This window comes from Actinophytocola sediminis (assembly GCF_054779715.1).
This window is the reverse complement of sequence record NZ_BAAGXS010000162.1, coordinates 1-7,071: the sequence shown is the minus strand read 5'-3', so window position 1 is coordinate 7,071 and position 7,071 is coordinate 1. Positions and strand designations below refer to the sequence as shown.

The 7,071-nt window shown below is 70.6% G+C and carries 7 protein-coding genes, 1 tRNA gene and 1 pseudogene; 8 read left to right on the top strand and 1 reads right to left on the bottom strand.

Annotated elements, in window-relative coordinates; translation table 11 throughout:
• The first annotated feature begins 243 nt into the window (after positions 1-243).
• From ACYVIP_RS45240 to ACYVIP_RS45220, 5 genes are all read left to right on the top strand, one after another.
• Positions 244-435, top strand: a complete 192-nt coding sequence (locus tag ACYVIP_RS45240) for a hypothetical protein (RefSeq protein ID WP_460407489.1) — start codon at positions 244-246, stop codon at positions 433-435.
• Positions 436-471: 36 nt separating this feature from the next.
• A tRNA-Met gene (locus tag ACYVIP_RS45235) sits at positions 472-547 on the top strand.
• Positions 548-576: 29 nt separating this feature from the next.
• Entirely contained in the window at positions 577-840 is a 264-nt protein-coding gene (locus ACYVIP_RS45230) for a hypothetical protein (RefSeq protein WP_460407488.1), read from the top strand.
• 4 nt (positions 841-844) lie between these two features.
• Positions 845-1,444 carry a hypothetical protein gene (locus ACYVIP_RS45225; RefSeq protein ID WP_460407486.1) on the top strand — a complete coding sequence of 200 codons (600 nt, stop codon included), beginning with the start codon at positions 845-847 and terminating at the stop codon, positions 1,442-1,444.
• A complete protein-coding gene (locus ACYVIP_RS45220; RefSeq protein WP_460407484.1) occupies positions 1,441-2,694 on the top strand; it encodes a PBSX family phage terminase large subunit in 1,254 nt (417 codons plus the stop codon). The genes ACYVIP_RS45225 and ACYVIP_RS45220 overlap by 4 nt, the downstream gene beginning before the upstream one ends.
• Before the next feature lies 1 nt (position 2,695).
• On the opposite strand, the gene ACYVIP_RS45215 is transcribed toward ACYVIP_RS45220, so the two are convergent.
• On the bottom strand, positions 2,696-3,127 hold the full coding sequence (locus ACYVIP_RS45215) for a hypothetical protein (RefSeq protein ID WP_460407483.1): 432 nt from the start codon (positions 3,125-3,127) through the stop codon (positions 2,696-2,698).
• 92 nt (positions 3,128-3,219) lie between these two features.
• On the opposite strand from ACYVIP_RS45215, the gene ACYVIP_RS45210 reads away from it, so the two are divergent.
• From ACYVIP_RS45210 to ACYVIP_RS45200, 3 genes and pseudogenes are all read left to right on the top strand, one after another.
• Positions 3,220-4,986: a phage portal protein gene (locus tag ACYVIP_RS45210; protein ID WP_460407481.1), complete on the top strand. Its 1,767-nt coding sequence runs from the start codon at positions 3,220-3,222 to the stop codon at positions 4,984-4,986.
• Positions 4,987-4,989: 3 nt separating this feature from the next.
• Positions 4,990-6,837 carry a phage minor capsid protein gene (locus ACYVIP_RS45205; protein ID WP_460407479.1) on the top strand — a complete coding sequence of 616 codons (1,848 nt, stop codon included), beginning with the start codon at positions 4,990-4,992 and terminating at the stop codon, positions 6,835-6,837.
• Positions 6,838-6,875: 38 nt separating this feature from the next.
• Positions 6,876-7,071, top strand: a pseudogene (locus tag ACYVIP_RS45200) (hypothetical protein); the annotation flags it as partial.

Here is a 7,071-nt window from a genome sequence, read left to right as displayed (position 1 = left end):
GGGAAGGGGCCTCAACCCTGCTGGTGCAGGGACAACGACTCGCACGGCTCCACGGTCGGAGCAGCCCCGCAAGCGCGGGGACGATCGATCCTCACGGATCATGCCCATGTAGAGAAACGGGCCAGCCCTGCAGGTGCAGGGAGATGACGTTGCGATCCTCGCCGGTACCAATGGCGCTGTCGAACAACTAGACCATCGTAGCCCGACCCGATCCCGTTACACCAGACACGAAGGAGTGACCCCGTGGCCACGCCCAACGTGTTCGAGTACGAGGTGTGGCTGTCGACCCACGATCACCTCAAGCGCGGTGTGCTCGACGCTGAACGACGCAAGTACCTCGTCGCCGCCGACACCTCAACCGAGGGCTACCAGACCGCCCTGGCCATGGCCTGGCGCGGCGACTGGCAGGTCACCAAGGTCTGGTGGGTCCCGTGACACCACGCCCTGACCATGAGCATGCTCAACCCCCTGAGCGCTGTGGAGCAGTGGGTAGCTCGCTGGGCTCATAACCCAGAGGTCGCCGGTTCGAACCCGGCCAGCGCCACCACGTGACACCCGCCCCTGATCATCCCGGGCATGACCACCCCGACCATCCACTTCGCCGGCCTGCCGGTCCGGATCGGCTCCCGTCTCCGCCAGCGCTGCGCCTGGTGCGACCACGTGCTGGCCGACTACGACCTCACCCGGCTCGCCGCCCCCGAGGGCCAGGACCCGACCCCCGCCACCTGGCAGGCCGGCAGCCTGGTGCGAGTCGAGGGCACCAGCCCCCGGGTGACCACGCTCGTGCCGCACGAGGACGGCGACCAGCTCCCCGCCGGAACCTGCGCGGACGGCGGGTGACGCGGTGGCCAACTACACCCGCAAGTACAGCGACGCCCAGAGACGCGCGATCGCCGCCGACATCGAGGCCACCGCCGGCACCCCCGAAGGCAGCTACCGGCAGATCGCCAGCCGACACGGATGCGCCGTCGCCACCGTCCAGCGCATCGCCGAAGAGAACAACCTCGGCGACCGATGGAAGGACGGCCAACACCAAACCGCCGCCGCCACCAGCGTCAACCAAACCAACGGCGCCCAACGCCGCGCCGCCCTCCAGCTCGACCTCCTCGACGACGCACAAGCCCTACGCGCCCGCCTGTTCGGCGACGTGACGCACCTCAACGTCGTCAAGGGCTACCCACCCGGCAACGTCGACGACGACGAGCCCCGCGGCATCGGCCCGCTCCCCGAGTACGTCGAACACACCGTGCTCCCCGCAGGCCCACGCGAGTGGCGCGACACCATGTCCGCCATCGGCATCGCCTCCAGCAAGAGCGTCGAACTCGCCCGGCTCGAAGCCGAACAAGCCGGCACGGGCACCGCAGGCGCGCTGCTCGACCAGTTCCTCGGCGCGCTGGTCAAGGACCGGCAGGAACGAACCCCGCCGCCGAGTGAGGACGGGTGACCGCGCCCACGGCCACCGTCGCTCAGCTGTCCACGAAGCAGAAGGACAGCGTCCTCGACGCCGTCTGCCGCCTGAACGTTTGGGAGGGATCGATCCGCAGTGGCAAGACCATCGCGTCGATCCTCGCCTGGCTGATCTACGTCCGCACCGCCCCGCCTGGCCCACTCGCCGTCATCGGCAAAACCCGCGACACCATCGGCCGCAACGTCCTCGACGTCATCAGCGAGATCGCACCCGGCGCCATCTCCTACACCCGCGGCGCACCCACCTGCCGCATCCTCGGCCGCCTCGTCCACGTGATCGGCGCCAACGACGCGAAGGCGGAGAAGATCCTCCGTGGGCTCACGCTCGCCGGCGCCTATGTCGACGAGATCACGGTCATCCCCGAGGCGTTCTTCGTGCAGCTCCTCGGCCGCATGTCCGTCGCCGGCGCGAAGCTGTTCGGCACCACCAACCCCGACAGCCCGTCGCACTGGTTCCGCAAGAAGTACTTGCTGCGCGCCGACAAGCTCGACATCGTCGTGTTCCACTTCGAACTCGCCGACAACCCCAGCCTGTCGGACGCCTACAAGGCTGCGCTCGCCGCCGAGTTCACCGGCTTGTGGTTCAAGCGGTTCATCAAGGGGCTGTGGGTCTCCGCTGAGGGCGCGATCTACGACATGCTCGACGAGACCGCCCACTGCGCTGTCGCCCCGCCGAAGACCGCGTGGGAGGCCGCGTGGGTCGGCATCGACTACGGCACCAGCAACCCGACGCACGCCGTGCTGATCGTGCTCGCCGGCGAACAGTTGCACGCGGTCGCGGAGTGGCGGCACGACGGCCGCGCCCAAGGCCAGCTCACCGACGCCCAGATCTCCGCGCGTCTGGCCGAGTGGCTCACCGGCGCGGTCGCCGACGCGTCGGTCACCCCGGTCGTGGTGCTCGACCCCAGCGCGGCCAGCCTGCGGGTGCAGATGCGGTCGGACGGCTGGCCGGGGCTGCGGACGGCGGACAACCGGGTCGAGGTCGGCATCAGGACGGTGTCCAGCCTGTTCGGCGGGGGGAAGCTCGCGGCCGACAAGGACGACTGCTCAACCCTGTGGGACGAGCTCTGCGGCTACGTCTGGGACGACAAGGCGTTGGAGAAAGGCGAGGAGCGGCCGGTGAAGGTCGACGACCACGGCCCGGACGCGCTGCGGTACGGCGTCATGGCCGCCCGACCCGTGTGGCGGCACTGGCTCCCTCACCTGGCCGCCGAGGACGCGGCGTAGGTCAGGCCGTCACGAACCCCACGTCGGACACGACGATGCCCTCCCCGGGCACGGCCTGCGCATCGCACACCCACGACCGCTCGCCGCCGAACTGTTGGCCGGACACGGTTTCGCTGCCCGTGCCGGTGACCCGGAACCCGGCCGCGCTGCCAACGCCGCGCTGCACGCTCTCGGAGTACCACTCGAACCCGCCGTCGAGCCTGGCGAGGAGCGCGCTGCGGCACGCGGCCGTCACGTCCGCCTCGATGTCGGTGGCCGTGGGCTCGGCTGTCGCCGCCGCCTTCACCGGGGTGGCTTCGGTGTCGTCGGCGACGAGCGCGCCGACGAGCGCCATCACGCCGAACACGACGGCGGCGAGCATCACGAAGATGACGACGGCGCCGGCGCGGGACTGCCGCGGCGGGTGTGGGGCGTGCTGCTGGGGGTAGGACATGGCCGTGCCTCTCGACGTGGTGGTCTGCCCGGGATCATCGCCGCCGCAAGGGAAAGCGTTACGGGGTGACACCTGGCGGCCACCGTCCGGGTGTGCTGATCAACGCCCAGACTCACTGGCCCCCGCCCGGTCACTGGCGCATGCGCGAGCGCTGGCTGTCGTGGGCCGCCTGGTGGTCCGGGGACCTGCACCGCCTGATGGTCGACTCGCCGTACACCGCCCCGGGCGGCTACTGGGCCCGCCGCAACAAGATCGGCTCGACGAAGATCCATCTGCCGCTGGCCGGCGACCTCGCACGCACCGCCGCTGAGCTGATGTACGGCGACACCCCCGCCATCCAGTGGGAGAACGACCAGCCTGCGCAGGAGGTCTGGGACGACCTCGCCCAGCAGATCGGGTGGAGCAACACGATGCTCGAGTCCGGGGAGGTCGGTGCCGCGCTCGGCGGCAGCTACCTCAAGCCCGGCTGGGACCGGTCGGTCGCCGACCACCCGCTACCGATGGTGGTGCGCGCCGACCACGCCCTGCCGACGTTCAAGTTCGGGCGGCTCAGCTCGGTCACGTTCGTCACCGAACTGGAAGAGCCGACCGGCTGGACCACCCGAAGCAGCGGCGAGGTGTGGCGCTGGCTCGAGCACCACGAGCCCGGCCAGATCCGCCACGAGCTGTGGCTCGGGTCGGCATCCGGGACCGGCACGCCTCTGCCGCTCACCGAGCACGAGTACACCCGGGACCTGGAGCCGGTGATCGACACCCGGCCGTACCGCGCCGAGGGCATCCTCGTCGAGTTCATCCCGAACGACTTGCCGCAGCCTCTCGACGTGCTGCCTCTCGGCCGTTCGGTGCTGCAGGGCGTGGAGACCCTCCTCGACCAGCTCGACGAGGTGTGGGACTCGTGGATGCGGGACATCCGGCTGGGCAAGGGCCGGATCTTGCTGGCCCGCGAGATGCTCGACCCGGTCGTCGGGGCGCAGAAGCGGAGCGCGCTGGGCGGCATGTTCGGCCGCCGGCACACCACCCCGGGCGCGGCGTTCGATGTGGACGCCGAGGCGTACACGGGGTTCGACGCGTGGCCGGACAGCAAAGAGGGCCAGCCGATGCCCATCGAGCACGTGCAGTTCGGCATCAGGATGGCCGAGCACCGGGACACGGCGATGGCTCTGGTCGAGCAGATCGTGTCCCGCGCCGGCTACGCCCCCCAGACGATGGGCATGCACGTCGAGGGCCAGCTGTCCGGGACGGCGATGCGGCGTCGGGAGCAGCGCTCCTACCGCACCCGCGACCGGCAGAGACGGTACGCCCGGCCCGCGCTGGAGCGGTTCGCGGAAACCCTGATGATGATCAACGCCGAGGTCTTCGGCGGACCGAGACCGACCGGCCGGCCGACGCTGCAGTGGCGCGAGACCGACCAGGCCGACCCCCAGGAGACCGCGACCACCATCGAGCTGCTCCGCCGCGCACAAGCCCTCTCCACTGAAACCGCGGTGGCCATGGCCCACCCCGAATGGGATGGCGACCAGGTCGACGAGGAAGTCGCCCGACTGCTGGTCGAGCAGGCCGCGTTGATGGCGCCGGCGATCGACGAGGAAGACCCCCTCGACCCCGAGACCGAGGACCCGACCGGCACCGGGGTGACCAAGGCACAGGTCGACATGTTCCGGGCGATGTGGTTGTCCGGAGTGGACCCCGCCGAGGCCGCGACCAAGGCCGGGCTCGGCTCGCTCACCATGGTCGAGAACCCGCGTCCGGTCACGGTTGCGCCGGCCGAAGGCGAAGACCCTCCGGCGCCTGCTGGCCCGCCCGCGCCCGGGTCACCGCCGAAGCCTGGCCCGCCCGCACCGTTCCCGCCGGGCAGGTAGCCGGTGGCCGCGCAGGGCGTCAGCCCGGCCGACGCCTACACCGTCCTCAAGACCCTCGACGACGTGTGGTCGCTGGCGTCGGAGCGCATGCTGGAGGCGGTCGCCCGCCGGCTGGCCGCTGGCATCGAGCAGGACGGATGGGCCGAACGCAAGGCACGCGAAACCCTTGCCCTGCGCGCTGAGCTGGCCGGGATCATGTCCCGCGTCAGCAACGCCACGCCGGCCCAGGTACAGGCAGCACTCGCCGAGGCACACCGGATCGGGACCACCGCGGCGGCCACCCTCGGCCGGACGGCGATCGACTCACGCCCCGAGGCCGTCCAGCAGCTCGCCACCCGCACGACCCAAAACCTCAGGGGCACCGTGCTGCCAGTCATCCGCGCGCACTCCGATCTATACCGCCGAGTGGTGGTGGACTCTGAGCTGGCCATCACCACCGGCACGACCACGCGACGGGAGGAGATCGCGCGCACCGTCGACCGGCTCCTCGCCGAGGGAGGCGACCGGTTCGTCGACCGGTCCGGCCGGCGCTGGCATCTCGACGTCTATGCCCGCATGGCCGGCCGCACGGTCGCGGGGCAGACGGTGGTGCAGGGCCAGCTGGATCAGATGGTCGCCGAAGATCGGGACCTGGTGATCATCTCCGACAGCGCGCGCGAGTGCGAGCGATGCCGGCCGTGGGAGGGCCGCGTCCTGTCCGTGACCGGGTCGTCGGTCGGTCAAACCGTCGACGGACGGCGCATCACCGCGACCGTCGGCGAAGCGCGGGGCGACGGGCTCTGGCACCCGAACTGCCGGCACCGCGCCGACCCCTACGTCCCCGGCCTGACGCGCAAGCCGCCGCCGAAGGCCGACCCCGAGGGCGCGAAGGCCGAACAGAAACTCCGCGACCTCGAACGCCGCGCCCGCGACCTCAAGCGCCGCGAGACCGCGGTGAAGGAGCTCGGCGACACCGCCACCGCCAAGACGCTGCGCCAGCAGATCCGGGCCAACAGCGCGCGGATCAAGCAGCACACCGACGACACAGGTCTCCTCCGCCGCCGTGACCGCGAGAAGCCACTCGGTGGCGGCGCACCCGCCGGCCGAGCAACACCGAACGCCCAGCCGACGCCGCGTCCCCAGCCGGAGCCCGTGCGCGCGACACCCCCGGAGCCACCCCGTCCCGAGCCCACCGGCCCGCAGATCAGGGACATGGTGCCGGACAGCGATGACGTCACCCCGGAGCGGGAGGCCGCGGTCCGTGAGGCGCTCAGCGGCCAGTTCGAGGGCAGGGACTTCGGTGAGCTGCGGATCCAGATCGACACGGTCGACATGGGCGCTGGCCAGCTCGACATGATGGGCACCATCCGGGATCGACACGGCGAGATCGCCGGCTACGTGGAAAGGTACTTCCACCGCGACGAGGACGGCACGCTGTGGGTTGAGCACGCCCTCCTCCAGCTCGAGCCCGAGTTCCAGGGGCAAGGATTTGCGAAGGCGCTCAACAACCACCTGTACAACTGGTACCGCGAGTCGGGCGTGAAGTATGTGGCGACGGAGGCGAACATCGACGTTGGCGGCTACACGTGGGCCGGGCAAGGGTTCGATTGGGCCACCGAGGACACGGTGCAGGAGATCCTGAAGCGGCTCACCAGAGAGGTGGACAAGCTGGAAGTCGCGGCCGATCCAGACTTGGCGCAGATCGCCGCGGCGCGGGATGTGCTCGACCGGGCGGCGCGGGTGCCGTTCGGGTCGGATGGCTACCCGAGTGCCTACGAGATCAGCCAGCTGGGGCGGGCGCCGGGAGCGGAGGACTGGATCGGTCGCCGGACTATGCTGGGGTCATTGTGGAATGGGGTGAAGTGGCTGTGACACGTCCTGTACCACCGTCTCCTGAGCGGCGCCGCCGGTTGAACGAGCTGGCCGACTGGCATTCGCAGTGGGTCGACGAGCACCTTGCCGATGCCCGATTCGATCGCGAGCGTGCGCGCGCGAAGTCGCCGTCGGACTACAACCTGCACTACCTCGACGTGCACCCGCCGGTCGCGGCGGCTGACGAGTTTCATGCGCGGGCCCGCGAGATCATGGGTCTCGGCCCGCTCACCG

What these genes read in the sequence shown, in the direction of transcription:
- ACYVIP_RS45215 (WP_460407483.1), bottom strand. Translation starts at nt 3,127, where the DNA reads ATGTCCTACCCCCAGCAGCACGCCCCACACCCGCCGCGGCAGTCCCGC.
- ACYVIP_RS45230 (WP_460407488.1), top strand. Translation starts at nt 577, where the DNA reads ATGACCACCCCGACCATCCACTTCGCCGGCCTGCCGGTCCGGATCGGC.